Genomic DNA, 24,481 nt, shown 5'->3' on the forward strand with positions numbered 1-24,481 from the left:
GATGAAGCATCTGATCGCATTACTGCTGCTCGGCATCGCCGGGCTGGCCCAGGCTGCACCCAAGATCGCGGTCACCGATCTGGCTTACGAGGAACGTGTACGCGAATACATCCGCGTGGTCAGTGCGCACAGCCAGGCCCAGGCCAGTGGCTTTTCGGCAAGCAACTCGTCCAGCTACAACGAAGTGGAAGGAACCTACAGCTACGTTGAGCGCGGCGAACTGCGCAAGTTCACCGGTGACATCAAGGGCGAGATCCTCAAATCACGGATGTTCCAGCTGATTCAGGGCAAACCCTACACCGCCAAGCAGAACGAAGGCCTCTACGACGTCATCGCGCGGATCAAGCAGGGTCACTTCAAGGGCGCTGACTATGTGCTGTTCGGCACCCTGTCGGATATCGACTTCCGCCAGGACCTCAACGACATAGCCGAAACCGACAGCTACTCCAAGGTGCTCGGCCTGACCCTGGTGGCGGATTTCAGCCTGATCAATACCCGAACCTACGAAATCACCTCGGCGTTCACCGCCATGGGTGAAGCGCAGGACGTGAAACTGGTCAATGGCAACGATATCCGCGTCACCCCCAATCGCGGGCGAGTAATCCGCGATGTGTCCAAGGCGCTGGGTGAAGACGTTGCCGGTCAGCTGCACGAGCAACTGCTCGGTAACCGTACCCCTGGCCTGCAAAGCCCGTCAGGCAACAGCACACTGCCCCCCAACGAAGCGCCGGTCATTCTGCGTTAATCCACAGGCGGCCCGATGGCCGCCTGTTTTTTCTGGCTCAGGCGACCTTGCGAGTCAATTGGCTGCGCCCATACAACAGGATGATGGCCGCCAGCGCCGTGGCCTGGGCCGCCAGGCTGTAGGCGTCATCATGAATACCCAGCCAGTCGAACTCGAAAAACGCCACCGGCTGCGTCGCCAGCACCCCGGCTTCCTGCAGCGCCGCCACACCATGGCCGGCGAACACCACCGAGAGCACGCAGAGCAACACTGCATTAGCACCGAAGAAAGTTGCCAGCGGCAGCTTGCGCGAGCCGCGCAGGATCACCCAGGCCAGCCCGAGCAGCAGCACCAGCGCCGCGGCCGCACCGGCCAGCACCATGCCATGGCCTTGCGGACCAGCCTGCAGCCATAGGGTTTCATAGAACAGGATGACTTCAAACAACTCGCGGTACACCGAGAAGAACGCCAGCACGGCAAAGCCGAAACGACCGCCACCGCCGACCAGACTGCTCTTGATGTAATCCTGCCAGGCTGCGGCATGCCGGCGATCATGCATCCACACCCCGAGCCAGAGCACCATCACGCTGGCGAACAGCGCAGTCACGCCTTCCAGCAGTTCACGCTGCGCACCGCTGACATCGATCAAGTACGCCGCCAACGCCCAGGTGCCCGCGCCGGCCAGCAGCGCCAGGCCCCAGCCGATATGCACGCTGCGCACCGCCTGTTGCTGGCCAGTGTTGCGCAGGAAGGCGAGAATCGCCGCCAGCACCAGAATCGCCTCCAGCCCTTCACGCAGCAGAATCAGCAGGCTGGAGAAGAAACTCAGCGAAGCCGACAGGCCATCGCTGTCGAGCAAGGCGGCAGACGTCGCCAGCTCGGCCTTGGCCTGCTCCAGCCGCTGCGCTGCCAGGGGTACCGACAGGCCATCCTGCAGCGCCTGGCGGTAAGCCATCAGCGCACGCTCGGTGGTCTTGCGCTGCACCGAGTCGAGGTTATCGAGGGCGCTTTCGACCAGCTCGAAGCCTTCCAGGTAAGCGCCAACGGATAGATCATAGGCCTGCTCGTGATCGCCCGCCCGGTAGGCTGCCAGGCTCTGCTCCAGGGTGGCGCGAGTGTGCTCGATCAACTGCAGCGGGCCGCGCTGCTGCACCGGCGGCTGCGCACGCTGGGCACGGAAGCGTGCAGCCGCCTCATCACCCTGCGCTGCCGCCACTTCATCCGGGGTTGTGCCGGCCAACACCGCCATCGTGAACGGCGCGCCGACGGCAACCGGCTCGGCACTGAAGCCGGCGATATAACTGGCCAGGTCCCAGCGCTGACGCTCATCCAACTGATCGGCAAAAGCCGCCATGTCCGTACCTTCGATGCCCAGACCGATGGTATTGAACAGGTCATACAGGCTCAAACGGTTGAGCCGCGCCAGGTCGCGCAGGTTGGCTGGAGGCGGCTCCAGGCCGATACCGGCCGGCCCATCACCCGCACCGCTATCACCGTGGCACACGCTGCAGTGCTGGGCAAACAGCGGCGCGCCACGGCTAGGATCGGGGGTAATCGCCGGGGTCTGACTGACCCCATAAGCGCTGGCCAGGGTCGCGGCCAGCTGCCGTGCCTGCTGAGCAACCTGGCCGCCGTCGACACGCTGTTCAATGCCCTGGCGCAGACTGGCAACGCCCTGTTCCAACTCGGCTTGCTCGCTACGCGCTGGCAGCGCAACGATCAGCCCTTGCAGTACAGTAAGAAACTCAAGCTGCTCACGGTATTCGCCGGAGTCGATCACCTGACCATTGGCCACGGTGGCCGGGTAGTCAGCGCCCAGGTAACCGAGCAGGTGCAATGCTTGCGCCGCGCCCTCGATGGGCTCGGCCATAACAGCCAGGCTGCAGAATGCCAACACAGGCACCAGCAACCAGCTGCAGAAACGTAAAACGAAAGTCATATAGGAGTTGATCCCAAATACGAATGGATGACATTCGATTGTTGCCCTCCTAATAACTTTCCTCAACCACTGATCGACCATGGCCCGCGACGGATCGTCGCAACGGTGCAGGAGTGATGCGATGACTTTTTGGCAACGCCTGAATGAACCCGCGCATGTTGCGGTCTGTGGCGCCAGTCGGGGGATCGGCCTGGCGCTGACCACACAATTGCTCGCCCGCACCGATGTCGCCGCGGTCTGGGCCATCACCCGCCAAGCCAGTCAGGCGCCCGGCCTGCTTGAGCTACAAGCGCAATACGGCCAACGCTTGCACTGTCTGGATGTGGATGTGTGCGATGAACAGGCGCTAAGCGAGCTGGCCGCGCATTTACGCACCGTCATCCCGCGCCTGCACCTGCTGCTGTGCACCGTTGGCGTGCTGCAGGACGGCGCGGCGAAAGCGGAAAAGGGCCTGGGTCAGATCACGCTTGAGGGGTTGCTGGCAACCTTTCAGCGCAACAGCTTTGCGCCGATCTTGCTGCTCAAGCATTTGTTGCCGCTGCTACGCGGCCAGCATGCCTGCACAGTGGCGGCGCTGTCGGCGCGGGTCGGTTCGATTGGCGACAACCGCCTCGGCGGCTGGTACAGCTACCGCGCCAGCAAAGCCGCGTTGAATCAACTGCTGCACACGGCGAGCATTGAGCTGAGCCGGCTCAACCCCAACAGCTGCGTGCTCAGCCTGCACCCCGGCACCACCAACACCGACCTGTCGAAACCCTTTCAGGCCAATGTGCCCGCCGACAAACTGTTTACCCCATGCTACTCCGCCGAATGCCTGCTGGCGCAGATTGAGCAGCACGGCCCGGCTCAGACCGGCACGTTCTGGGGCTGGGACGGCCAGCCGATTCCCTGGTAACTATGTCCGGGAAGATCAGACTGGCGCGCGACGTACGCTGGCCAGCAGTGCCGCCGCCCCCACAAACAGCGCGCCGAAAGTGCGGTTCATCAGCTTCTGCTGACGCGGCGAACGCAACGCGCCCAACACACGTGCGGCCAGACCGGTGTAACCGGCCATCACAATCAGATCGACGCAGATCATGGTCACGCCCATCACCAGGTACTGCATCAGCAGCGGCGCCTGCGGGTTAAGGAACTGCGGCAGCACCGCGAGCATGAACACAATCGCTTTGGGGTTGCTGAAGTTGACCAGAAAACCGCGCAGCACCAGAGTCAGCGGTCGGCCGATGGGCCGTTCGGTCTGTGCGCTCATGTCGCTGGGCAGCGCCTGCCATTGGCGATAGCCGAGGTACACCAGGTAAACCACACCGAACCACTTGATCAGGCTAAAGGCCAATTCCGACGCGGCCAGAATCGCCCCGACACCGGCGGCCACGATAGCGATCTGCAACACCAGGCCCAACTGCAGGCCCAGGGCATTCCAGTAACCGCGCAGAAACCCGTATTGCAGCCCTGCGGACATCGAGGCAATCGCCCCGGCACCCGGCGACAGGCTGATGACCCAACAGGCCACAAAGAACGCAAGCCAGGTTTCCAGTGCCATGGCATTTCTCCATCAAACAAATGCGAAATAAAAAGGGGTAGGCCTTAGCCTACCCCTTGTCGATTGCCTCGCCCAGCCTGTGGCTTAGTTTGGCAAGTCCTTGCGCAACTGCACTGGCTCCGCGTCTTCTTCCTTGCGTGCACGAGCACGAGCGGTGCGCATGCGGATATTGACGGCTTCCACCGCCAGCGAGAAGGCCATGGCGAAGTACACATAACCCTTCGGCACATGCACCTCGAAGGCTTCGGCGATCAACACGGTACCGACCACGATGAGGAACGACAGGGCAAGAATTTTCAGGCTCGGGTGCTTGTCGATAAAGTCGCTGATAGTGCCGGCTGACAGCATCATCACGATCACCGAAATCACAATGGCCGCGACCATGACGGGCACGTTGTCGACCAGGCCGACCGCAGTGATTACCGAGTCCAGGGAGAACACGATGTCGATGATCGCGATCTGCACGATGATGCCCATGAAGCCATAGGTCTTGCCACCGACGGTTTGCGCTTCTTCTTCACCTTCCAGGCTGTGGAAGATCTCCGCCGTACTCTTCCACAGCAGGAACAGGCCACCGAAGAACAGGATCAGATCACGGCCGGAGAAGCCTTGGTCGAATACATGGAACAGATCGGCGGTCAGGCGCATCACCCAACTGATCGATAGCAGCAGCAGAATCCGCGTGCCCATGGCCAGGGCCAGGCCGAAGAAACGCGCCTTGGGTTGCTGATGCTTGGGCAGACGACTGACCAGGATCGAGATAAAAATGATGTTGTCGATGCCGAGGACGATTTCCAAGGCCGTCAATGTCAGAAAAGCGACCCAGAGCTCCGGGCTGGCCAACCATTCCATAAATGCTTAAACCTCTTTGTTTCGGGGTGAGGGGAGTTCGCCATTGCGCCAGCGGCGCACGGCCTTTTGGAAAAACAGACTGTTGGGCACCTGCATCAGCGCGCCCACACCTTCCTCACTGAGGTCTTCGAGGGTGGTGTAAAACAGGTTCACCGACAAGACACGGCCTTTGACTCCAGGCTTGTCAGCGCTTTCGATGACTTCAACACAGTCGCCGATACGGAACGGCCCCAGGGTGATGATCAGCAGCGCACAGAACAGGTTGGACAGCACGCTCCAGATAGCAAAGAACGCGACAGCGGCGACAGCCACAAACCCTGTGAGCGCCGTCCACAGAACCTCAGCCGACACGCCCAACCGCTCCAGCACCAGCATGAATGCACTGCCCATGATCAGCCATCGCACCGTTCCGCGCAGCGGTAACAGCACCTCGGCCGGTAGCTGCGGATAACGTGCACCCAAGCTATTCAGGCCACGCGCCAAAAAGCGTTGCAGCCCCCAGGCCAAGAACAGAATCAGCAGTACCTGACCTGCGCGAATCAGCGGCTCGCTATAGGTCAACAGCCATGCGTAAGAAGGCCACTCAAACGTCAACTGGCGGCCTCCAGCTCAGCCTGCAGAGCCTCCAGGGTTTCCAGCGCCTGTAACCAGCGCTCTTCCAGATCGGCTTCACGCACTTTCAGTTTGGCCTGCTCGGCCAAGGCATCGCGCAGTTCGTCCTTACGCACGGCATCGTAGATGTCACTTTCAGCCAAACGGGCTTCGACAGCCGCGAGCTTGTCCTGCACCTGGCCCAGCTCCTTCTCCAGCTTCTCGGCTTCACGTTTGTGTGGAGCCAATTGCTGGCGCAGGGCCGCTGCCGCCTGGCGCTGCACCCGCTTGTCAGTTTTGTCCGGGTTGCTGTCGCCGCTGCTGGCCGGTGCCTGCCGCGCGCGGTAGTCCACCAGCCAGCGCGCGTAATCTTCCAGATCACCGTCGAACGGCCGCACCTGGCCATCAGCAACCAGGAGGAATTCATCCGTGGTGCTCTTGAGCAGGTGACGATCGTGCGACACGACCACCACGGCACCGGAAAACTCCTGCAGGGCCATGGTCAATGCCAGGCGCATTTCCAGGTCGAGGTGGTTGGTTGGTTCATCGAGCAGCAGCAGGTTGGGCTTGCCCCAGGCAATCAGCGCCAGGGCCAGGCGAGCCTTTTCGCCACCGGAGAAGTTCTGCACCGGCTCATCGCAACGCGGGCCGCGGAAATCGAAGCCGCCGAGGAAATCACGCAGGGCCTGCTCACGCTCGGTCGGGGCCAGGCGCTGGAAATGCAGCAGCGGGCTAGCATGGTCGTCCAGAGCATCGAGCTGATGCTGAGCAAAGTAGCCGACCACCAGATTCTCACCGCGCTGCAGATGGCCGCTGATCGGTTGCAGTTCGTTCGACAAGTGCTTGATCAGGGTCGATTTACCCGCACCGTTCGGTCCGAGCAGACCCAGCCGCGCACCGGGCGCCAGGCTCAGCTTGACCTTCTCCAGCACCACCTTGTCGCCGTAACCCAGGCGGCCTTCGCTCAGGCTGAGCAGCGGACTGGAGATCTTGTCGGCCTCACGGAAACTGAAGTCGAAAGGCGAATCGACATGCGCCGCCGACAGCTCTTCCATCCGTTCCAGAGCCTTGATCCGGCTTTGCGCCTGACGCGCCTTGGTGGCCTGGGCCTTGAAGCGGGCGATGTATTTTTCCATGTGCGCGCGCTGCGCCTGCTGCTTCTCATAAGCCTGTTGCTGCTGCGCCAGACGCTCGGCACGGGTGCGCTCGAAGGCCGAGTAGCCGCCGCGATAGAGGGTCAGTTTCTGCTGATCGAGGTGGGCAACGTGGTCCACTACGGCATCCAGGAAATCACGGTCATGGGAGATCAGCAGCAAAGTACCGGGGTAACCTTTCAACCAGCTTTCCAGCCAGAGGATCGCGTCGAGGTCGAGGTGGTTGGTCGGTTCGTCGAGCAGCAGCAGGTCGGACGGGCACATCAGCGCCTGCGCCAGGTTCAGGCGCATGCGCCAGCCACCGGAGAAGTCGCCGACGCGGCGGTCCATCTGCGCACTGTCAAAGCCCAGCCCAGCCAGCAGCTTGCGCGCACGTGCGTCAGCCGAATAGCCATCGAGGGTATCCAGCTCGGTGTGCAGGCGGGCTACGGCGGCACCGTCATGGGCGGCTTCGGCCTGCGCCAACTCGGCCTGCACACAACGTAGGCGTACGTCGCCATCCAGCACATAATCGACCGCCTGGCGCTCGACGGCCTCGATCTCCTGGCGCATGTGGGCCACGCGCCAATCGCCAGGGATCAGGCAATCGCCCGCGTCGGCACTCAGCTCGCCACGCAGCAGGGCAAACAGGCTGGATTTACCGGCACCATTGGCGCCAATCAGACCGGCTTTGTGGCCGGGGTGCAGGGTCATCTCGGCGCTTTCTAGCAGACGCTGAGGGCCACGCTGTAAAGTCAGGTTCTGGAGTCGGATCATAATGGCGGCGGAGTCTACCAGAGTCCTTTTTGATAAGCCCGGAAAGCACCATGCCTACTGACCTGTGGCGGTTTGCCCAAACCCTCTACCAAGCGCGTGATGTCGAAGCCACCTGCCTGCTGCTGCAGAACGAGGGGGCCGATGTCTGCCTGCTGCTGTGTGCCGCCTGGCTGGAACGCCGACAGATTGCCTGTACCGAGGAACATGCCGAGGCATTGCGTGAACTGGCCTACTCCTGGCGGCAGCAGGTGGTGGTGCCGCTACGCTGCTTACGCCAAGGCTGGCGTGAAGCCGCCCAAAGCGATGAGACCCTGGCGCGGTTGCGCGAACAGGTGAAACAGTTGGAACTGGCTGCAGAGCGCGAACAGCTGGAGCGCCTGGCGGCGCGCTGTCAGGCCTGGGAGGCGGTGCGCACAGATGCATCACCGGACTGGCTGGAATGCCTGGCCCCAGCGCAGGCCAACCGCGACGCGCTGCACAGGCTGCGCGTCGCGGCGGCACACCTCACCGCTTAAACGGCGCTGGCAGGGGTACTGGCTGGGCTGACAGCTGGCGCAGCAGTGGCCTCAACGACTGCCGGCTTGGCCGCTGCGGGCTTACTGGCGGGCTTGGCCACCGGTGTTTTGGCTGCAGGTTTTGCTGCCGGTTTTACCGCTGGTTTGCTCGCCGGTTTGGCTGGAGCCTTTTTCACCACAGGTTTGCTCACTGCCTTGGGTGCTGCTGCAGTGGCCGCTTTGCTCGCCGCCGGCTTGGTGTCGCTGGCTGCAGCGGGTTTCTTCGCCGCTGGTTTGGCGGCAGTTTTCGCCGCGGGCTTGGCTGGTGCTTTAGCCGCGGCGGGGCTTTTCCCTGCAGGTTTGGCAGCGGCTTTGCTGGCCACAGGTTTAGCGGGTGCCTTGGCCGCAGCGGGCTTGGCGGCGGGTTTAACCTGTGCAGCTTTGACAGCGCGGCTGTCCAGGGCCTTGCTCACGGCCTCCTTGACCTTGCCCACGCCCTGGGCCAGTTTCAGGCTCTCTTGCGCATCACGCTTGAGCCCGGCGATATAGCTGCGGGTCTCGCTTTGCCGATCCTTCAGGGTATCGAGCAATTGCTCAAGTTCAGCCACAGCGTCCTTGGCTTTGGCCTGGGCCTTGGCCTTGCCGGCGACGGCTGCGTCCTGCATCTTGCTGCGTGCCTTGTGCAGCTTTTCCTGGGCCTTACCGCGTTGCTTCTCCAGTTTGGCGAGCAATTCTTCAGCATCGACCAGGGCGCGCGTGCAGGCGTCCTCCAGGTGCTCAAGCAGACTACTGGAAAGTTGCTGCAGCAGGTGCAGCGGAGTACTCACGGACTTCTTCTTTGCATTCTTTGTAAGCGACATGACACGCCTCCTGGCGGATGAAGATAACGCTCATACTAGACCGCCTCACACTCGCCTTGCCACCTCACGCCTTGAGCTTGAGCACCTGGCTGGCATAATCGGGCCATCCTCGGCCGGAGAACCTCCATGTCTCGCTTGACCCTGCTCCTGATCTGCCTGCTTGCCTCTACGGTCCAGGCCGATGATCACTCACACGATCTGGCCTACAGCCTGGGCGTCAAACTCGGTGAACGGCTGCGCGACGAAGTGCCCGACCTGCACCTGCAGGCGCTGCTCGATGGGCTGCGCCAGGCCTACCGCAATGAGCCTCTGGCGCTGGATGAGAAGCGCATCGAAAGCCTGCTGGCCGAACATGAAGCGCACCTGGCTGCCGCCCCGGAACGCATCGAAAGGGCCAAGGCAGCGGAGAAGCGCTTTCTCGCAGGCGAGAAGGCCAAGGCCGGTATCCGCGTGCTGAACAATGGTGTGCTGGTGCAGGAGCTGCGTGCCGGCAGTGGCGCCAAACCTGGCCCGAAAGACCGCATCCAGGTGCGCTACATCGGTTATCTGGCCGATGGCAGCCAGTTTGATGAAAGCCAGACCGCGCAGTGGTTTCGTCTCGACAGCGTAATTGCTGGGTGGCGCAGTGCCGTGCAGGACATGCCGGTGGGGGCACAATGGCGTCTGGTGATTCCATCAGCCCAGGCTTACGGCGAGGAAGGTGCAGGCGATCTGATTCCGCCTTACTCACCCCTGGTGTTCGAGCTGGAACTGCTCGACACCAAGGAATAGTAGATCAGCGTGTCAGAGGGCAGGCGCGACCTGCTCCTGATGAGCATTGTGCAGGACTTCGATCAGGCAGTCCTCCAGCTCGAAGCGCTCATGCAGCAGTTGCCCCAGGCGTTTCAGTTCATCGAGCAGGGACACCGAGTCGTGGCAGTCGCCGTTGTCACAACGGTCATTGAAGGCCAGGGCCACCTCGGTAATGACCTCGATACGCGGGTAGATCTGCTTAGCCAGATCAAGGCCACGCTGGTCACCGAACGCCTTGGCTTCGCTGGTCAGCTGCTCATAGACCTCGAAGTGCCCGGCGGACACATAGTCCACGAGAATTTCGCAGAAGTGCTGCAGGGCTTCTGCGTTGGCACTCGGTGCCTGCGCCGAGTCATTGATGGCGGCGTATGCCTGCACCAGCTCCTTGCGCTCTTGCAGCCAGCGGTCAATCAGCAGGTGAACCCCACCCCAGCGTTCTTGGGCGTTCTGACAACTCTCAAGCATGATGACCTCTACTTCCCTATCGCTATTAGTGTTGTTCGCCTGCCAGAGACATTTTTTTGTCAATCACAGCAAGGTCTGGGAAGACAACCGTGAAACGGCAACTTTCCGGCGGTACTCGCGAGCCAGATTATTCCCGCGGGCTGCAGCCTTCAAGGCAGTGCCGGAGAAAATTTCATACAAGCGTTTAACCGGCGACTACTCCGCCTTCTCAGCCACCACAGGCTTGTAAAAGCTCAAGGTGACCTGACCAAGATCAACACCCCACTTCGACATACGCGCCCGATTGAGCATGACCTGACCGTCCATCAGGAACATCCAGTCATCAAAATCAACCACATAGGTTGAGTCATCGACCTTCAGCCGCAGCTGGTAACGCCAATGCAAGGCGTTGCCAGCGACCTCACCGATAGCCTCGCCAACCACATCGGCCGCCGTACCCCGCCAGCTGCCGTCAGCCTGCTTGCGCAATGTCCAGACACGTCGCTCGGTGCTGCCGTCGCTGTAGGTGAAGCGCTCATCGAGCACGCCCACATCACCGTCCCAGGTGCCGGTCATGGCGACGTGAAAGCGCTTGATCACTTCTCCGGAGCGATTCTGGAACATGCCCCAGGCCTGTAGCTCGCCGTTGAAGTAATCACTCAGTTCGAGACTCGGTTGTTCACGAACGTAATCACTCACCTGTGGGCCCGCACAACCTGCCAGCACGCTTAGCAGACACAACAGCAACAGCCTTCGCATAGACACCTCAGTGGTTCATTTCATTTAGCGCCGGTAGAGCCACCGGACACAGGCGCGCATCCAGCAGATGCAGGCCCTCCTGATACAGGCTGTTGCTGCGCTCCAGCTCACCCAGCTGTGCCAACAGGCGGGCCAACTCGCTGCAGGTTTCCGGGTGACGCTGAAAGGTCAGGCTGCTTTCCAGGTAATCCCTGGCCTTGCCCCACAGTTGGCTGTGCAGACACAGACGACCCAGGGTCAGCAACAGCGCAGCGTCATTCGGATGCTGCTTCAGCCAGCTCTCTGCCACTTGCAGTTGCCGCCCCGGATCACGCCCGTGCAGCAAGCCATACAGGCGCACCAACGCCACGTCGTAATGCTGCTTGAGGTACTGGCGCAGCAGTTCTTCGGCCTCGCCCTCGGCACCCAGCTGACGCAGCTGTTCGGCATACACCGCGAGCAGTTCGGGTTCCTGATGCTGCGCCGTCGACATGGCCCGCCAGGTCTGTTGCAGCGCCGCCAGGGACGCCGGCGCATCGCCCCTCGCATGCCCTGCCTGAAGCAGGCGACCCCGCCAGGCCTGACGTTCCAGCTCGCTCAATTCGGCGTTGCCCAGGGCCTTCTCCTTGCGCAGGTCGGGCAGCAGACCGAGCAAGGCCGACCAATCCGCCGACTGCCGGTAGAGCTGCTGCAACTGACGCAGCACCAGATGATGATGGGGGTGCCGTGCACGCATCGCCTGCAGAGTCTCCAGCGCGGCCTCGGTATGCCCGCGCGCCAGCTGCAGCTCGGCATGCTGCAGGGCAATCGCCAGTTCCGCCTGCGGTTGACGGTTGAGGGCTTGTTCCAGCAGACCGTCGCTGTCCTCGTACTGCCCCAGCTGATTGGCTGCCTGCGCCGCCCCCAGGTAGTAGCTGAGCGGCTGCGGTGAGTTGTAGGCAGCCTGCTTCAGATGACGCAGCGCACGTGCCCAACGGCCTTCTGCCAGGTCGAGAAAGCCCTGTTCGGAGGCCAAGCGTACGCGCCGACGGCTGTGCAGACGTGACCAGGGGTTAAGCAGGCTGCCCGAGGTCACCAGCGCCCTCAGGCTCCAGCGCAGCAGATACACCAGCCACCCAAGCACCAGGATCAACGCGACAAACGCCCACAGGCTGGACTCATAGCGAAAGCCCTGGAAGGCAATCAGCACATAGCCTTTGTGCTCGGCCAGCGGCAGGCCGAACAACACCAGGCTGGCGACGCCGACAAGCAGCGCCAGAATCAGCAGCCACCAGTACAGGCGCTTCATTGCAGGGCCTCCTGCAATTGCGCCTCGACGTCATCGTGGGCCGCCGCAGGCTGCGCCTCACCGCCCGGCAGCAGACGCGCAGCCTGCTTGGCCTGCAGATACGCCTGTAGGGCATTCAACGCAGGGCTCAGGTCCGGCGGCGTCACGGCAATTGGTTGCTGCGCTAATTCATCGAGCCGTACGCGCAGGGCTCGGCTGTTGGGGTTATCCACATCAAAGTGCGCATCCAGCACCTCACGAGCCTGCTGCAGGGCTTGCTGGTACACCGCCGTCTGGCCATGCAAGGCACCCCATTGCGCCTGCTCCAGCGCCAGACTGAGAGCCAGACGCACCTGGGTCAGGCTCTGCCCCGCCAGCAGGGGACGGATATTGCGGTCCGCATTGAAGTCAATGCGGAAGTATTCCGACAAGGTCTGCAGAGCACGCTGCCACCATTGCGGCTCGACCGCACCGGCATCGGCCAACTCACTGAGCACACCACCTTGACCTGCGAAACTGGGCGCCTGAGCGTTTAGCTGAGCCGCCTGTTCACGCAAAGCACCAAGCTGCAGGAACAGCCCGGTACGGTCGGGATTCACCGTCGAGCGTAGCGCTTGCAGGCTCTTGGCCAGCTGCTCACGGGCAGCAAATGTCGCCGGATCATCTTGTTCGTGAAGGATCTCATCGGCAGCCTGAACCAGCTCAGTGGCGCTGTTGATGTCCTGCAACGCGGACAGTCGCAGGCTGGCCAGGCGCAGCAGATGCTCGGCCTCAGCCAGGCGCCAGTCTTGACGACTGGCACTGAGCACGGTTTCCAGACGCTGGTTGAGCACTTGCTGATCGCCCTGCAACTGCATCAGCAAACGGCGACGGCTTTCCAATTCCTCGACACTCGGCAGCTGATCGAACCGCTGCTCCAGTTTCTCGCCAGTGCGCACCAGGCTTTGCGCCTCATTACGCGCCTCCAGCAAGCGGCCTTCCTGTTGCTGCTCGCGAGCGTCCAGCGCCTGCAACTGCCAAAGCCCCCAACCACCTGCACCGACGCCCGCAGCCGCGACCAACAAGGCCAGCAGCGCCAGACCGTTGCCACGCGAAGCCGGTTTGCTTGCAGCAGGCGCGGGCGTAGCCGGCAAAACAGTGGCAGCATCCAGCGCTGCCTGTTCAGGTTGTTTTACTTCGTGGTCGTGCGGGCCTTGGTCTTTCGGAGTAGTTGCTTCGCTCACGTATCCATCCTTTGCGTCAGAGATCGGGGGCAGGTTGCGTCTGCAACGCTGCCAGCAACGCCGCGGCACTCGCACCGCGACAATCCACAACAGAGTACGCACCCACCGCACGGGCCATCTCGGCAACACGCGGGCTGGGTACAAACACAGGTAACCGGGCCAATTCGGGCCAGGCATCAGCAGCCAGTTCATGCAGATGCAGCAAGCCCTGCCCACTGCTGACCACCAGGGCGTTCAGGCGTTCAGCCCGGACCCGCTCGATAAGAGCCGCTGACGGGTAATCCGGCAGCACCCGGCGATACAGTGGCAGATAGTCCACCTGCGCGCCTTGGCCGCGCAAGCGCTCGGCCAGTAACTCTCGGCCACCCTCACCGCGCAGAATCAACACCCGTGGATTGGCGCTCGCCGCCAGCGCTTGCTGTAGCGGCGGCAGGGCGAGCAGCGCCTCGCTGTCATCGGCCTCTTCCGGGTAAAACACCTGCCGGCCATGCTCACGGAGAATCTGCGCCGTGGCCGCGCCCACGCTGAACCAGGGCTGTTGCGCAGGCACTGACAATTGATAGCGACCCAGCAGGTCAAGACCCAGCCGCGCCGCGGGTTTGCTCACCACAATGACTGCGCTGTAACGGGGCAGATCGGCAAGCAGGGCATGCTGCTCGGCACTCTCATTCAGGGCTTCAATAGCCAACAGCGGCAAGCTGCTGCTGTAGATGCCCTGCTCAGCCAAGGTTGCCGCCAGCGCGGCCGATTCCTGCGCCGGGCGCGTCAGCAGCACACGCCACCCCGTCACTCGGCTGCGGCCTCGCCGTAAACGGCTTGCAGAATGGCCGCTGCGCCCTGGGCCAGTAGGGCTTCGGCGACCTGCACACCCAGCTGCTCGGCCTCGGCGACCGAAGCACGGTTATCGGCCCGCAGTAGCAAACCACCATCAGGCTGACCGACCAGGCCGCGCAGCCACAGCTGTTCGCCTTCCAGCACGGCATAACAGGCAATGGGCACCTGGCAGCCACCGTTCAGGTGTTTGTTCAGCGCACGCTCGGCGGTAACCCGCAGCGCGGTGTCGCGGTGATGCAGCGGCGCCAACAGCGCATGGATCTCGCTGTCAGCCGTGCGGCACTCGATGCCGACCGCCCCCTGGCCACCGGCCGGCAGGCTGTCTTCAGCACTGATCGAAGAACGAATACGCTCCGCAAAGCCCAGGCGAATCAGCCCGGCAGCGGCGAGGATGATCGCGTCGTACTCGCCGGCATCCAGTTTGGCCAGACGGGTGTTGACGTTGCCCCGCAGAAACTGGATTTTCAGATCCGGGCGACGCGCCAGCAGCTGGGCCTGGCGGCGCAGGCTGGAGGTACCGACCACACTGCCTGCGGGCAAGGCATCGAGGCTGGCATAGGTGTTGGACACGAAGGCATCGCGCGGGTCTTCCCGCTCGCAGATGCAGTACAGACCCAGGCCTTCGGGGAAATCCATCGGCACATCCTTCATCGAATGCACGGCGATATCGGCCTGATTCTCCAGCAGGGCGGTTTCCAGCTCTTTGACAAACAGACCCTTGCCGCCAATCTTCGCCAGCGGCGCGTCGAGCAGCTTGTCGCCACGGCTGACCATGGGCACCAGGCTGACCTTGAGGCCAGGGTGGGCCTGCTCCAAGCGGGCTTTGACGTGTTCGGCCTGCCACAGGGCCAGGGCACTTTTACGGGTGGCGATGCGGATTTCGCGAGACATGGGCAATTCCAGAAAACGAACTGCCGGGGATAATAACAGGCTGGCCCGGATCAGGCCTGCGACCCGGAGTCATCCGGATCGCCTGATCAGCCTCAGAGGTTGTGCATCAGCTTGCGCACCCCGGCCACATGCCGGCGGCTGACGATCAGCGCTTCCTCGTTCATCCCCTTGAGGTACAGCTGGAAGTGCCCAAGCGGCGTACGTTGCAGGCGTTCGATACGCTCGCGAGCGACCAGTGCATTGCGGTGAATGCGCACAAAGCGATCACCAAACTCGTCTTCTAAGGCCTTCAGCGGCTCATCCAGCAGCACTTCGCCGCCCGCGTGACGCAGGGTTACGTATTTATGGTCGGCAATAAAGTAGATCACCTGATCCAGCGGAATCAGCTCGATGCCTTTGCGGGTGCGTGCACTGATATGGCTGCGCGGGCCGCCACCGCTGTCTACGGCAGGACGGGTCAGGGCGGCGAGTTGCACACGGTTGGGCCGCTCAGCTTTCTTCAGCGCCTCACTGAGGCTTTCTGCGCGCACCGGTTTGACCAGATAACCCACAGCGCTGACCTGGAAGGCTTCCAGGGCAAACTCATCATGGGCGGTGCAGAAAATCACGGCGGGTGGTGCTTCGCGCTCACACAGCTTGGCCGCCACCTGCAGCCCATCCAGGCCGGGCATGCGGATATCCAGTAACACCACATCCGGCTTCAGGCTGTCGATCAGGCTCAGGGCCTCTTCACCGTTGCTGGCTGCGGGTTCAAGCACACGATAGCCATCGAGTTCGCCCACCATACGGCTCAGGCGCTCTCGGGCCAGGGGTTCATCATCGACAATCAGGACATTCATAATGCACGGGCTTCCTGCTTGGGTATCGCACAAGGATAGCGTAGACAAGTGAAGTGGCGTCCGTCACGGCGCTCTACGCTGAGACTGGCTCGCGGCCCGAAAAGTGCCACCAGTCGCGCATCGATATTGGTCAGCGCCTGGTGTGTACCGCGCGAGGGCGGTGCCTCGCCGAGCTGTTGATATGGATTGCTCACGCACAGCTGGAATACCCCCTCGTGATAACTCGCCTCGACCCGCACCAGGCCACCCTCGATACGCGGCTGAATGCCGTAGATCAAGGCGTTTTCCAGTAAGGGCTGCAGCGTCAGTTGTGGAATCGGCAGATCGTCCGGCACATCGACAATCTCCCACTGCAACTGTAGACGCTCGCCGAGCCGATAGCGCTCAATCGATAAATATCGTTGTGCCAGCTCCAGCTCTTCGCGCCAGGGCACCAGGCTGCCGGGCTTGGCCAAGCTGGCGCGGAACAGATCGGACAAATCCAGCACCGCCTGCTCGGCCTTGTAGGGGTCGACCACCACCAGGCTGGCGATGCTGTTCAAGCTGTTGAACAGAAAGTGCGGACGAATACGCGCCTGCAGCGACTCGATACGCGCCCGCAACTCGGCCTGCTCCTGCTTGCGCCACTGACTTTGCAGATAGAAGTAGCGCAGCAGCAGCGCCGACATGATCAGACTGATCAAGGCATGGCGCAGATACAGGTTGACCTCGCCAGTACGCGGCAACGGCCCGCCCAGCTCGTAGTAATCCGCCACAGCGGTACAGATCAGACTCAGGGTGACCACAATCGCGCAGCACAAGGCGCCGGCAGTGGCCGCCGGCATGCGCGCCATTAACGGGCGCAGGCGGCAGAGCACGGCCGCCGAGAGCAGCACGATCCATTGCACAAACAGCGACGTCAGCGCCAGACGCACCCAGTCGAAGCCTGGCAGCATCGGTTCGGACAACACCAGCACCAGCACCAGCAACTCGGCCAGCAGCACCATGCTCAGCAAGGCTTCTGGCTGGCAGAGTTCGGGCACGAAGAAGTCATCGACCAGTGGTGGTTGTTTTTCTGATAAAGCGCTTTTTATTTTCATCGCCGCAGTTTCCGCGTGAGCCGCGCCAGCAGCAAGATAGACAGCTGCGACCGGGCAAAATAAAGCACCGAAATGCGCCCGCCGCGATAAAACTGTGAACGGCGCAACATTGCCTCGTTCAAGCCTAGCTGCGACCACCGACAACGTGACGCGGCGAATTTGCCGGTCAGCCTGTTATTATCGGCGCACTTTTCTGTCTTGCCGGCCGCCCCAGCGCGGCCTGCCCGTTTTAGCGCACCAGCCGAGCGAAGCCCATGAGCACTGAAAAAACCAACCAATCCTGGGGCGGCCGCTTCAGCGAGCCCGTCGATGCCTTTGTTGCCCGCTTTACCGCCTCCGTCGAATTCGACAAGCGCCTGTATCGCCACGACATCATGGGCTCCATCGCCCACGCCACCATGCTGGCCAAGGTCGGCGTACTGACTGATGCGGAACGCGACGCGATCATCGCCGGCCTGACGCAGATTCAGGGCGAGATCGAAGCCGGCCAGTTCGACTGGCGCGTCGACCTGGAAGATGTGCACATGAACATCGAAGCGCGTCTGACCGACCGCATCGGCGTGACCGGTAAAAAACTGCACACCGGGCGCAGCCGTAATGACCAGGTGGCCACCGATATTCGCCTGTGGCTGCGCGACGAAATCGACCTGATCCTCGGCGAAATCACCCGCCTGCAGCAGGGTTTGCTGGAGCAGGCCGAGCGTGAAGCGGCGACCATCATGCCCGGCTTCACCCACCTGCAAACCGCGCAACCGGTGACCTTCGGCCATCACCTGCTGGCCTGGTTTGAGATGCTCAGCCGCGACTACGAGCGCCTGGTCGATTGCCGCAAACGCACCAATCGCATGCCGCTCGGCAGCGCCGCGCTGGCTGGCACCACCTACCCGATTCAGCGTGAAATCACCGCACAATTGCTGGGTTTCGACGCCGTGGGCGGCAACTCGCTGGACGGCGTATCGGACCGTGACTTCGCCATCGAATTCTGCGCCGCTGCCTCGCTGGCGATGATGCACCTGTCGCGCTTCTCCGAAGAGTTGGTGCTGTGGACGTCTGCGCAGTTCCAGTTCATCGACCTGCCGGATCGCTTCTGCACCGGCAGCTCGATCATGCCGCAAAAGAAAAACCCCGACGTCCCCGAGCTGGTGCGCGGCAAGAGCGGCCGCGTATTCGGCGCACTGATGGGCCTGCTGACCCTGATGAAAGGCCAACCGCTGGCCTACAACAAGGACAACCAGGAAGACAAAGAACCGCTGTTTGACGCCGCCGACACCCTGCGCGATTCGCTGCGCGCCTTTGCCGACATGATCCCGGCGATCAAGCCCAAGCACGCGATCATGCGTGAAGCGGCGCTGCGCGGCTTCTCCACCGCCACCGACCTGGCCGATTATCTGGTGCGTAAAGGCCTGCCGTTCCGTGACTGCCACGAAATCGTCGGCCACGCGGTGAAGTACGGTGTCGAGTCCGGCAAGGACCTGGCCGAGATGAGCCTGGAAGAACTGCGCCAATTCAGCGAGCAGATCGAGCAGGACGTATTTGCCGTGCTGACCCTGGAAGGCTCTGTCAACGCCCGCGACCATATCGGCGGCACCGCACCGAACCAAGTGCGTGCAGCTGTTGTGCGCGGCAAGGAACTGCTGGCGACGCGCTGATCGTCAACTCACCAAGGGAAAGGGATGTCCCATGTTCGAACTGTTGCTACGCGGCCTGTCTGTCCTGGCAGAGGTCGTACTGGAGCTGATTTCCAACTACCTCTTCTATGCCAGCGGCTGGCTGGCGCTGCGTCTACTGACGCTGGGCCGCTACTCGCGCCTGCCGCTGCGTGTATCCGACCCGATGGACCCGCGCAGTAGCTGGGTCAGCGCCTTTGGCTTTCTCTGTGTGGTCGGCCTGCCGCTGACTGTCCTAGTTTCTCTCTACGGATAAGTACCCATGTCCCTGCATATCCGCACCGCTACTGCCGAAGACGCGGCTCTGATCCTGCGCTTTATCACCGATCTGGCGATCTACGATAACGCCGAGCATGAGGTAAAAACCGATGTGATCGGCATCCAAGCGAGCCTGTTCGGCCCGAACAGTAACGTCCATGCACTGATTTGCGAGCATGAGGGCCAGCCCATCGGCTATGCGGTGTACTTTTTCAACTATTCGACCTGGCTGGGCAAGCACGGGCTGTACCTGGAAGACCTCTACGTCAGCCCGGAAAAACGTGGCGCGGGCGCGGGCAAAGCCCTGCTACGGCATCTGGCGCAACTGGCAGTGGCCAAGGACTGTGGCCGTTTCGAGTGGATCGTGCTGGACTGGAACCAACCAGCCATTGAGTTCTACCAAGCGTTTGGCGCCCGCCCGCAGGACGAATCGACCACCTACCGCCTTACCGGCCAAGCCCTGCTGGATTTTGCCCAGGGCTGAAACCGCCATCTACCGGAGTCGCGCATGAGCGAGCAAGAAGACGAAGATTTTGCCCAGGACACCCTGACCCAGGCGATCGAAAACCAGCTGGAGGCCGGCGAACCGGCCTTTGTCCAGGCGGTGCTGAACAAGCTGACGCTGGTCGGTTATGAACGCGACGAGATCCTTGAACTGATGGCCTTGGTGCTGGCCGATGAAATCGACGTCATGCTGCGCGATGACCGTCCCTTTGACCTGGCCCGCTATGAACACGGCCTGCGCGCGCTGCCTGAACTGCCGAACACCGACTAAGACACCACACAGGGCCGACCCGCCGGGGCAAAAATCGGCAGGCTGTGGCGCCCGGACTACACTGCAGGGCAGCCATAACAACAACACGGAGTCGCCATGAAAGCTTTTACTTCCGACCTGATCGATGAGCTGGAAATCCTCGCCCTGTATAACCTGAGCAATCATCAGGAAGGACTCAAGGTACATAACAACGCATCGTTCAAGGCACAGGGCGCAATTACCCGCCTGCATGAGAAGGGACTGATCAGCGAACCCGATGGCGGCTATCTGACCAGCCTGGGCATTGATGCCGCTGAACACGCCCAGGGTCTACTGACGATCCTGACACCCAAACAGACCCTGCTCACCTGACCCACTCCCTTGCCGGGCAATACCGCAACAGATACCGCACAGCCCGGCGACAAAACCCGTAAAGCCATCATAACTGCCCCCATGCAGGCCGCCCGGAGCCCCGTGCCGAGCGGCCTGCCGATTACATTGCAAAAGCGCGACAGACACGCAACAACAGGTTCCAAGAGACGAGGCAACTGATAGGCTTGCCTTACCCTCGCAGCGAGCATGAGCATGACGCGTACCCAGGAAATCCGCCCGGACATTGACGACGGTATCGACCGCAAGGTCCTGACCCAGCTGCGCGCACGCTTCCTCAAACTCAACGAAAGTCGTCTGCAGCGTGCCATGCAGGCACTGTCGACACGCCAGCAAGTGGTCCTGCGCCTGCTGCCGCTACTGTTTCATGTGAATCACCCCCTGTTACCCGGCTATGTCTCAGGGCTGACGCCTGCAGGTCTCAGTGGCTTCGAACCGGACGACGAGTTGCTGGCTGAGGCCCAGCGCCTGACCCGCTCATTCGCCTACAAGCCCTATCGCGGCAAGCAATCCTTGCCGATCCACGGACTGTTTCTGATGGGCAGCCTGGGCACCGTAGCCCAGGCCGAACAGAGTGACATGGACCTGTGGGTCTGCCACGCCAGCGACCTGAGCCCACAGCAGCTGCATGAGCTGAACAAGAAATGCGCGCTGCTGGAAAGCTGGGCGGCCACCTTCGGCGCCGAAGCACATTTCTTCCTGATCGACCCGGCACGCTTCACCCAAGGCGAGCGCGAGGCGCAGCTGACCTCAGACGACTGCGGCACCACCCAGCACTACCTGCTGCTTGACGAGTTCTACCGCACTGCCATTTGGCTCGGCGGGCGCACGCCGCTGTGGTGGTTGGTGCCGGTGTATGAAGAGCCGCGTTACCAGCACTACACCAGCACCTTGTTGGCCAAGCGTTTTATCCGCGCCGAGGACGTGCTCGACCTCGGCCACCTGGCGCGCATTCCGCCAGAAGAGTTTATCGGCGCTGGCATGTGGCAGCTGTTCAAGGGCATCGAGTCACCCTACAAATCCGTGCTCAAGCTGCTGCTTACCGAGGTCTATGCCAGTGAACACCCCGAGGTCGAATGCCTGTCGCTGCGTTTCAAGCAGGCGGTGTTCGCCAATCGCCTGGACGTCGATGAGCTCGACCCCTATATCGTGGTCTACCGGCGCCTGGAGGAATACCTCAAGGCCCGGGGCGAGTCTGAGCGTCTGGAGCTGATCCGCCGCTGCCTGTACCTTAAGGTCGATAAAAAACTCAGCCGCCCGCCACGCAATAACCGCAAAAGCTGGCAACGCCTGCTGCTGGAGCGCCTGACCCGCGACTGGAACTGGGACAGCCGCCAACTGGCGATGCTCGACAGCCGCAGCCAGTGGAAGGTGCGCCAGGTCAGCGCCGAACGGCGCATGCTGGTTAACGAGCTGACCTACAGCTACCGCTTTCTCTCCGAATTTGCCCGTAGCGAACATGCCGGCAGCTCGCTTAACAGCCGTGATCTGGGCATCCTCGGTCGCCGCCTGTATGCCGCCTTCGAGCGCAAGGCTGGCAAGATTGAGTTCATCAACCCCGGCATTGCCCCAGACCTCGCCGAAGACATTCTGACCCTGGCCCAGAGCCCCAGTGCAGAAGATCCGAACGAGAGCCTCTGGGCACTCTACAGTGGCAGCCTCAGCGCTCAGGATCTGGAAGATTTCTCACCGCTCAAACGCTCACGCGAGTTGATCGAACTGCTCGCCTGGTGCCAACGCAATGGCGTGATTGACAGCAGCACACGCCTGTCTTTGCACCCTGGCAACAGCGACCTTACCGAGTTCGAACTTGCAAACCTGCTCAGCAGCCTGCAGCAGGTCGTGCCACTGCCCTTGCCCGCCGTGGATGAAAGCGCTCTGCTCAGCGCCAGCGTGCCTGGCGAGGTGCTGCTACTGGTCAACGTCGGCGTCGATCCGCTCAAGCAGTACAGCCAGATGAATATGCACATGACCACTGGCAGGACTGACGCCCTGGGCTATTCGGGGGTCCGCGAGAACCTGATCCTGACCATTGACCAGGTCACCCTCAACAGCTGGAACGAACTGTTGGTCAGTCGCTACGACGGCCCGCATGCGCTGCTCGATTGCCTGCGCGATTTTCTTAACAACCTGCCCAGCAATGGGCGCAAGCCCAACCTGCAAGTTCGCTGTTTCTGTCGTAATCGTGCCACGGCGATTGCCGAGCGGGTTGAAGAGCTGTTCCGCGAAACCCTCGGCAGTTTCAGCAGCGAGCAGGCCAACCGCTACCTGCTACAGATCAAGCAGCAGTATCACCTGCTCGAGCTGAAACCGGGTCACGTCAGCCACACCAGCCTGAAAGACCTGCCCGCACTGATCGAACACCTGGGCGAGGAACTGCCCGGCTACAGTGAGCTGCACCTGGACCGCAGCGCCCTGGAAGGCGAGGATTTGGCCCTGATTCTGCCCGTGGGCAGACCCCAGTGCATTCAAGTGTTCTACCGACTGAACGAAGCCAATGCCCTGGCCGAACTCAGCGTGCTTGATGAACATAACGCACTGTGGCGCCAACAGATGCCATACCGCGATGAGCAAAGCCTGCTGACCCCGCTGCAACGCTTTCTGCAGTCGGTGCTGTACCGGCGCAATGCCCTGTTGCCGCTGGATAATCTGCCAGCTCATCAGCCACTGGATATCCTGTATTACCAGGTGCTGCCCGATGCCCCGCTGCGCCCTCAGCGCCTGGAGCGCAGGCCGCCGCCACTGTCGCCCATCAGCCACCCGTTCTATGACGTACAGGCCATCGTCGAGCCGGCGGATGGCCATCGCATGTCTAGCGGGGAGAACTTTGATCTCACTCCGCGACGCAGCACCAGCACGCCGGGACAAAAGCGCTCACACGTTACCCTGTACTGCAACCACCGCGAGTTCTCCGAACTGGAATATGCCGGCGATCTGTTCGCTGCCGTCGCTCAGCACATTCTCGCGCAGCGCCGCGATGGCGCACGCTACCCGTGTTACATCACCGACCTTGACCTGTCGGCAGTTCTGGGGGATGGGCATATGCAAAGTGTGCATTACCTGCGCTACAAGAGCCGCCTGGAGGCGGCGCTCAATCAGGCTCTGCAACTGGCCTGATTCAGCTGCGCATCGGTGCCTGCGGATTCTGCAGGGCATACAGGTAGCTATCGGCCAGGCTGTGATTGGCAGCCACTGAGGCGTAGCTGGCGCTGAAGGTTACCGCCAGCCCAAGGTGTTGATATTGCCACCTGCCGGTCACACCTGGCGGCACTTGCGGCACCAGATCACTGTCATTCACCACACGGAAGGTCGGCACCTGTAGTCCGTTGTAATGCGCGGCGAAATCCGGGGCGGCCAGGCGCGGGCTGGCAAAGCTGTAGTGCTGCAGGGGCAAGTCCGGCCAGCGTTCACGCAGATCCAGCACAGCCAGGCTGGAGAGCGCACCACCCAGGCTGTGTGCACACACCCAGAGTGGCCCGCTGGGCTGCTGAGTAGCTACGGCCTGCAAGGCCTGGTCGCGCAGTGATGCATAGAATCTGAGAAAGCCGTCATGCACATGACCCAGGCCAGCCTGCCAAGGATAGGCGCACTGGTCGACTTCCAGATCGTCCAGCCAGTCTTGCGCGCTTTCAGTACCGCGAAACACCAGATAGACCTCGCCCTGCGGGTCACGCGCGACAAAGCCAAAGGGCTCCGACTCATTAAGAAAGTGCAAATCATTGAGCAGGCTCCAGATCGGCGCACCAAAACGCCAGCCTGGCAGCGATGGTGGTTGCCAGGTAAACGCATCTGGCTGTCTCGGCCGCCGCTGGTTCAACCACTGTTGGTACTGGTCATAGGCGGCGTTCACCAGCTGAGCACACAGCACGGCTCTGGGCAGGTCGAACGCCTGCGGAAAATACAACGCTAGACTCGACATACGGCCTCCTTGCCAAAATTGACTGACTCTGACTCTAGTCGGTTGCGCGCCCTCTGCACGCTAGGCCCGCGTGTACTCACCCGCCGCTTCCGGCTGATATTCCACCGCCAGCAGGGTGAGTTTGAGCACCTTACCGTTGGGCGCCGTCCAGTCAATGTGCTGACCGACCGACAGGCCCAACAAGGCACTGCCCACCGGCGCCAGGATGCTCACGGTGCCATCCTGACCCGCATCCTGCGGATACACCAGAGTCAGGTGATAATCCTTGCCGCTGCTCTCCTCGCGGCAGTGCACGCGCGAGTTCATGGTCACCACACCGGCCGGCACTTCGTCATGGCCCACCACCTCAGCGCGGTCCAGTTCGGCCTGCAAGGCTTGAGCGCCGGGACCGAAGTCCTCCAGGCTGTCGAGCAGGTTTTCCAGGCGCTGCAGGTCAAGGCGAGTAATGGTGAGTGAAGGTGCGCTGGTCATGGTGC

At 62.0% G+C, this 24,481-nt stretch carries 26 protein-coding genes; 10 read left to right on the forward strand and 16 right to left on the reverse strand.

Features of this window, described 5'->3' with window-relative positions; genetic code table 11:
• Position 1: 1 nt before the first annotated feature.
• Positions 2-745 carry a penicillin-binding protein activator LpoB gene (locus tag DBR00_RS18805; RefSeq protein ID WP_108489109.1) on the forward strand — a complete coding sequence of 248 codons (744 nt, stop codon included), beginning with the start codon at positions 2-4 and terminating at the stop codon, positions 743-745.
• 37 nt (positions 746-782) lie between these two features.
• On the opposite strand, the gene DBR00_RS18810 is transcribed toward DBR00_RS18805, so the two are convergent.
• Positions 783-2,663 carry an FTR1 family protein gene (locus DBR00_RS18810; protein ID WP_108489108.1) on the reverse strand — a complete coding sequence of 627 codons (1,881 nt, stop codon included), beginning with the start codon at positions 2,661-2,663 and terminating at the stop codon, positions 783-785.
• Between the two features lie 121 nt (positions 2,664-2,784).
• Between DBR00_RS18810 and DBR00_RS18815 the strand changes: the two genes are divergently transcribed.
• Positions 2,785-3,558 (forward strand): SDR family NAD(P)-dependent oxidoreductase, encoded by a 774-nt coding sequence (locus tag DBR00_RS18815; protein ID WP_108489107.1) that lies wholly within the window; start codon positions 2,785-2,787, stop codon positions 3,556-3,558.
• Positions 3,559-3,573: 15 nt separating this feature from the next.
• On the opposite strand, the gene rhtB is transcribed toward DBR00_RS18815, so the two are convergent.
• The 4 genes from rhtB to DBR00_RS18835 form a co-directional block, all read right to left on the reverse strand.
• Entirely contained in the window at positions 3,574-4,203 is a 630-nt protein-coding gene (rhtB, locus tag DBR00_RS18820; protein ID WP_108489106.1) for a homoserine/homoserine lactone efflux protein, read from the reverse strand.
• A gap of 84 nt (positions 4,204-4,287) precedes the next feature.
• Positions 4,288-5,055, reverse strand: a complete 768-nt coding sequence (locus DBR00_RS18825) for a TerC family protein (protein WP_108489105.1) — start codon at positions 5,053-5,055, stop codon at positions 4,288-4,290.
• 6 nt (positions 5,056-5,061) lie between these two features.
• A complete protein-coding gene (locus DBR00_RS18830; RefSeq protein WP_256583079.1) occupies positions 5,062-5,649 on the reverse strand; it encodes a mechanosensitive ion channel family protein in 588 nt (195 codons plus the stop codon).
• On the reverse strand, positions 5,646-7,556 hold the full coding sequence (locus DBR00_RS18835; protein WP_108489104.1) for an ATP-binding cassette domain-containing protein: 1,911 nt from the start codon (positions 7,554-7,556) through the stop codon (positions 5,646-5,648). The genes DBR00_RS18830 and DBR00_RS18835 overlap by 4 nt, the downstream gene beginning before the upstream one ends.
• Before the next feature lie 50 nt (positions 7,557-7,606).
• Between DBR00_RS18835 and DBR00_RS18840 the strand changes: the two genes are divergently transcribed.
• Positions 7,607-8,071, forward strand: coding sequence for a TIGR02444 family protein (locus tag DBR00_RS18840; protein WP_108489103.1), 465 nt, complete (start codon positions 7,607-7,609; stop codon positions 8,069-8,071).
• Here DBR00_RS18840 and DBR00_RS18845 read toward each other — a convergent pair.
• Positions 8,068-8,910, reverse strand: coding sequence for an AlgP family protein (locus DBR00_RS18845; RefSeq protein WP_218276643.1), 843 nt, complete (start codon positions 8,908-8,910; stop codon positions 8,068-8,070). The genes DBR00_RS18840 and DBR00_RS18845 overlap by 4 nt on opposite strands.
• A 126-nt stretch (positions 8,911-9,036) precedes the next feature.
• On the opposite strand from DBR00_RS18845, the gene DBR00_RS18850 reads away from it, so the two are divergent.
• Positions 9,037-9,681 carry an FKBP-type peptidyl-prolyl cis-trans isomerase gene (locus DBR00_RS18850; RefSeq protein WP_108489102.1) on the forward strand — a complete coding sequence of 215 codons (645 nt, stop codon included), beginning with the start codon at positions 9,037-9,039 and terminating at the stop codon, positions 9,679-9,681.
• A 12-nt stretch (positions 9,682-9,693) separates the two neighbouring features.
• Here DBR00_RS18850 and rsd read toward each other — a convergent pair whose 3' ends face one another.
• From rsd to DBR00_RS18890, 8 genes are all read right to left on the reverse strand, one after another.
• The gene (gene rsd / locus DBR00_RS18855; RefSeq protein ID WP_108489101.1) at positions 9,694-10,167 is read right to left on the reverse strand and encodes a sigma D regulator; all 474 of its coding nucleotides are present in this window, start codon (positions 10,165-10,167) and stop codon (positions 9,694-9,696) included.
• Between the two features lie 195 nt (positions 10,168-10,362).
• Entirely contained in the window at positions 10,363-10,905 is a 543-nt protein-coding gene (locus DBR00_RS18860) for a DUF3833 domain-containing protein (RefSeq protein ID WP_108489100.1), read from the reverse strand.
• A 7-nt stretch (positions 10,906-10,912) separates the two neighbouring features.
• Positions 10,913-12,172: a heme biosynthesis HemY N-terminal domain-containing protein gene (locus tag DBR00_RS18865; RefSeq protein WP_108489099.1), complete on the reverse strand. Its 1,260-nt coding sequence runs from the start codon at positions 12,170-12,172 to the stop codon at positions 10,913-10,915.
• Positions 12,169-13,374, reverse strand: coding sequence for a uroporphyrinogen-III C-methyltransferase (locus tag DBR00_RS18870; protein ID WP_371920681.1), 1,206 nt, complete (start codon positions 13,372-13,374; stop codon positions 12,169-12,171). Before DBR00_RS18870 ends, DBR00_RS18865 begins: the two co-directional genes overlap by 4 nt.
• Positions 13,375-13,390: 16 nt before the next feature.
• On the reverse strand, positions 13,391-14,164 hold the full coding sequence (locus DBR00_RS21210) for a uroporphyrinogen-III synthase (RefSeq protein ID WP_108489097.1): 774 nt from the start codon (positions 14,162-14,164) through the stop codon (positions 13,391-13,393).
• Complete coding sequence (gene hemC / locus DBR00_RS18880; RefSeq protein WP_108489096.1) at positions 14,161-15,099, reverse strand: hydroxymethylbilane synthase; 939 nt, start codon at positions 15,097-15,099, stop codon at positions 14,161-14,163. The genes DBR00_RS21210 and hemC overlap by 4 nt, the downstream gene beginning before the upstream one ends.
• A gap of 92 nt (positions 15,100-15,191) precedes the next feature.
• On the reverse strand, positions 15,192-15,938 hold the full coding sequence (locus tag DBR00_RS18885; RefSeq protein WP_108489095.1) for a LytTR family DNA-binding domain-containing protein: 747 nt from the start codon (positions 15,936-15,938) through the stop codon (positions 15,192-15,194).
• Complete coding sequence (locus tag DBR00_RS18890) at positions 15,935-17,017, reverse strand: sensor histidine kinase (RefSeq protein WP_108489094.1); 1,083 nt, start codon at positions 17,015-17,017, stop codon at positions 15,935-15,937. Before DBR00_RS18890 ends, DBR00_RS18885 begins: the two co-directional genes overlap by 4 nt.
• Positions 17,018-17,271: 254 nt before the next feature.
• On the opposite strand from DBR00_RS18890, the gene argH reads away from it, so the two are divergent.
• The 6 genes from argH to DBR00_RS18920 all read left to right on the forward strand — a co-directional run bounded on the left by argH (position 17,272) and on the right by DBR00_RS18920 (position 23,203).
• Positions 17,272-18,666, forward strand: a complete 1,395-nt coding sequence (argH, locus tag DBR00_RS18895; RefSeq protein ID WP_108538099.1) for an argininosuccinate lyase — start codon at positions 17,272-17,274, stop codon at positions 18,664-18,666.
• A gap of 31 nt (positions 18,667-18,697) precedes the next feature.
• Positions 18,698-18,940: a hypothetical protein gene (locus DBR00_RS18900; protein ID WP_108486756.1), complete on the forward strand. Its 243-nt coding sequence runs from the start codon at positions 18,698-18,700 to the stop codon at positions 18,938-18,940.
• 6 nt (positions 18,941-18,946) lie between these two features.
• The gene (locus DBR00_RS18905) at positions 18,947-19,426 is read left to right on the forward strand and encodes a GNAT family N-acetyltransferase (RefSeq protein WP_108486757.1); all 480 of its coding nucleotides are present in this window, start codon (positions 18,947-18,949) and stop codon (positions 19,424-19,426) included.
• 24 nt (positions 19,427-19,450) lie between these two features.
• Positions 19,451-19,717 (forward strand): hypothetical protein, encoded by a 267-nt coding sequence (locus tag DBR00_RS18910; protein ID WP_108486758.1) that lies wholly within the window; start codon positions 19,451-19,453, stop codon positions 19,715-19,717.
• A 96-nt stretch (positions 19,718-19,813) separates the two neighbouring features.
• The gene (locus DBR00_RS18915; protein ID WP_108486759.1) at positions 19,814-20,068 is read left to right on the forward strand and encodes a TIGR02647 family protein; all 255 of its coding nucleotides are present in this window, start codon (positions 19,814-19,816) and stop codon (positions 20,066-20,068) included.
• Positions 20,069-20,281: 213 nt separating this feature from the next.
• Positions 20,282-23,203: a class I adenylate cyclase gene (locus DBR00_RS18920; protein ID WP_108486760.1), complete on the forward strand. Its 2,922-nt coding sequence runs from the start codon at positions 20,282-20,284 to the stop codon at positions 23,201-23,203.
• Position 23,204: 1 nt separating this feature from the next.
• Here the strand turns inward: DBR00_RS18920 and DBR00_RS18925 are convergent, their stop codons facing one another.
• Both DBR00_RS18925 and rnk read right to left on the reverse strand, forming a co-directional pair.
• Complete coding sequence (locus DBR00_RS18925; RefSeq protein WP_108486761.1) at positions 23,205-24,005, reverse strand: lipase family protein; 801 nt, start codon at positions 24,003-24,005, stop codon at positions 23,205-23,207.
• A 60-nt stretch (positions 24,006-24,065) separates the two neighbouring features.
• On the reverse strand, positions 24,066-24,476 hold the full coding sequence (rnk, locus tag DBR00_RS18930; RefSeq protein WP_108486762.1) for a nucleoside diphosphate kinase regulator: 411 nt from the start codon (positions 24,474-24,476) through the stop codon (positions 24,066-24,068).
• Positions 24,477-24,481: the final 5 nt, after the last annotated feature.

Origin of the sequence: Pseudomonas sp. HMWF032 (assembly GCF_003060885.1) — a bacterium.
Classification (GTDB): Bacteria; Pseudomonadota; Gammaproteobacteria; order Pseudomonadales; family Pseudomonadaceae; genus Aquipseudomonas.